4 protein-coding genes are annotated in these 2,210 nt (G+C 72.9%); 2 read left to right on the forward strand and 2 right to left on the reverse strand.

Going from position 1 to position 2,210, the window contains the following annotated elements:
- The coding region (locus tag B7P34_RS37930) for a hypothetical protein (RefSeq protein WP_223268600.1) at window positions 1–258 on the forward strand (258 nt) is incomplete at its 5' end.
- On the opposite strand, the gene B7P34_RS35750 is transcribed toward B7P34_RS37930, so the two are convergent.
- Window positions 236–697 (reverse strand): hypothetical protein, encoded by a 462-nt coding sequence (locus tag B7P34_RS35750; protein WP_223268601.1) that lies wholly within the window; start codon window positions 695–697, stop codon window positions 236–238. The two genes, B7P34_RS37930 and B7P34_RS35750, sit on opposite strands and share 23 nt — an antisense overlap.
- Here B7P34_RS35750 and B7P34_RS35755 point away from each other — a divergent pair.
- On the forward strand, window positions 696–1,856 hold the full coding sequence (locus B7P34_RS35755) for an NADH-quinone oxidoreductase subunit D (RefSeq protein ID WP_435694001.1): 1,161 nt from the start codon (window positions 696–698) through the stop codon (window positions 1,854–1,856). The two genes, B7P34_RS35750 and B7P34_RS35755, sit on opposite strands and share 2 nt — an antisense overlap.
- Before the next feature lie 91 nt (window positions 1,857–1,947).
- On the opposite strand, the gene B7P34_RS37935 is transcribed toward B7P34_RS35755, so the two are convergent.
- On the reverse strand, window positions 1,948–2,210 hold a 263-nt coding region (locus tag B7P34_RS37935; protein WP_223268602.1), incomplete at its 5' end, for a hypothetical protein.

A 2,210-nucleotide genomic window follows, 5' to 3' on the forward strand; every position in this document is an offset into this window, starting at 1 on the left:
GGGCGCAGGCGCGACGGCACCTACTCCGTCGTCGTACGGCGGCTGAGCGAGGACGGCGCCGCCCTGGGCACCACCGAGTACACGTGCGAGATGCTCTTCCTCGCGGCCGGCACCCTCAACACCAACCCGGCTCAGGCCGGCCGGGCACCGCCGGAATCCACCGCCGTGGCCGGTCGCCGTCGCGGCGGAAGAATCCCCGGCGCCCCGGACCGGAAAGCACCGGGCACCGGAAAGGTCAGCCCCGCGACCGCGCCTTGAACGCCGCCTTGCGGGCCTCCTTGGCCACCTTCTTCTCCGGGTGGAGGCGGCCCATCGCCTCCAGGACGTCCGCCGTCGCCGGGTGCTCCACCCGCCACGCCGCGTCGAAGAACCCGCTGTGCTGCCCGACGAGGCTCTCCACCAGCCCGCGCAGCTCGTCCGTGTCACCGGACGCCGCCAGCTGGGCGGCGATCGTGTCGATGGTCAGCCAGAAGACCATGTCCTCGCCGGGCTCGGGCACGTCCGCCGCGCCGTGCTCGGCGAGCCACACGCGGGCGAGGCCGCCGAGCTCACCTCGCCGGGCGGGCTGGGGGCCTTCGGCTGGCTGGTGCACCCGGTCGGCGAGGCCTGCCGGGGGCTGCTCCCCGAGGCCCCGGAACGGGCCTCGGACGGCGCCCCGGACCGGCCCGGCCCGGAAGGCTGACAGACTTGTCCCCATGACCCCCATGACCCCCATGACGGAGACGACAGTCGGCATCGGCGGTGCGGCGGAGAGCACCGACATGGTGCTCAACATCGGACCCCAGCACCCGTCCACGCACGGCGTGCTGCGCCTGCGGCTCGTCCTCGACGGCGAGCGGGTCCGGGAGGCCGAGCCGATCGTCGGCTACATGCACCGCGGCGCGGAGAAGCTGTTCGAGGCCCGCGACTACCGGCAGATCATCGTGCTCGCCAACCGCCACGACTGGCTGTCGGCGTTCTCCAACGAGCTGGGCGTCGTCCTGGCCGTGGAGCGGATGCTCGGCATGGAGGTCCCCGAGCGCGCCGTGTGGACCCGCACGCTCCTCGCCGAGCTGAACCGGGTCCTCAACCACCTGATGTTCCTCGGCTCCTACCCGCTGGAGCTCGGCGGCATCACCCCCGTCTTCCACGCCTTCCACGAGCGCGAGGAGCTCCAGACGGTGATGGAGGAGGTCTCCGGCGGCCGCATGCACTACATGTTCAACCGCGTCGGCGGCCTCAAGGAGGACCTGCCCGCCGGCTGGCTCGGCCGGGCGCGGCACGCCGTGGCCCAGGTCCGCTCCCGGATGGACGTCTACGACCGGCTCGTCCTCGGCAACGAGATCTTCCGGGGCCGCACGCGCGGCGTCGGCGTCCTCGCGCCGGAGACGGTGCACGCGTACGGGGTGAGCGGCCCGATCGCCCGCGCGTCCGGCGTCGACTTCGACCTGCGGCGCGACGAGCCGTACCTCGCCTACGGGGAGCTGCAGGACGTGCTCAAGGTCGTCACCCGCCAGGACGGCGACTGCCTCGCCCGCTTCGAGTGCCTGCTGGAGCAGACGCACAACGCCCTGGAGCTCGCGGAGGCCTGCCTGGACCGCATCGCCGAGCTGCCGCCGGGGCCGATCAACCAGCGGCTGCCGAAGGTGCTGAAGGCCCCCGAGGGCGCCACGTACGCGTGGACCGAGAACCCTCTCGGCCTCAACGGCTACTACCTGGTCTCGAAGGGCGAGAAGACCCCGTACCGGCTGAAGCTGCGCTCCGCCTCCTTCAACAACATCCAGGCGCTGACCGAGCTGCTGCCGGGGACGCTGGTCGCCGACATGGTGGCGATCCTGGGGTCGCTGTTCTTCGTCGTGGGCGACATCGACAAGTAGGGCACGGCGGTCCGCAGGCCGTGCAGAAACGAAACCCCCGGCGGGAGCCCCGCCGGGGGTTTCGTTTCTGCGGGCCGGGCCCGCGCGCCGCCTAGGACACGGCGGTACGCAGCTCGGCCACGTCTATCTGCTCGGTCTCGTCGTGCGCGGTCAGGTCGATGACGTCGTCGCCGGCCGGCTCGCCGACCGCCCCGGCCTTCGCCTCGGCTTCCGCTTCGGCCTTGGCCTCGGCGAGCGCCTCCTCGCCGACGACGTCCGCGAGGTCCGTGTCCTCTACGGGACGCTGCGCCGGGGCGGGACCCTGGGTGCCGAAGAAGTCGAAGCCGCCCGTGGTGCGGGAGGCGGGGCGCCGGG

The sequence above is a fragment of the Streptosporangium nondiastaticum genome, from assembly GCF_003011965.1.
In the GTDB taxonomy this organism is placed as follows: Bacteria; Actinomycetota; Actinomycetes; order Streptomycetales; family Streptomycetaceae; genus Streptomyces; species Streptomyces nondiastaticus.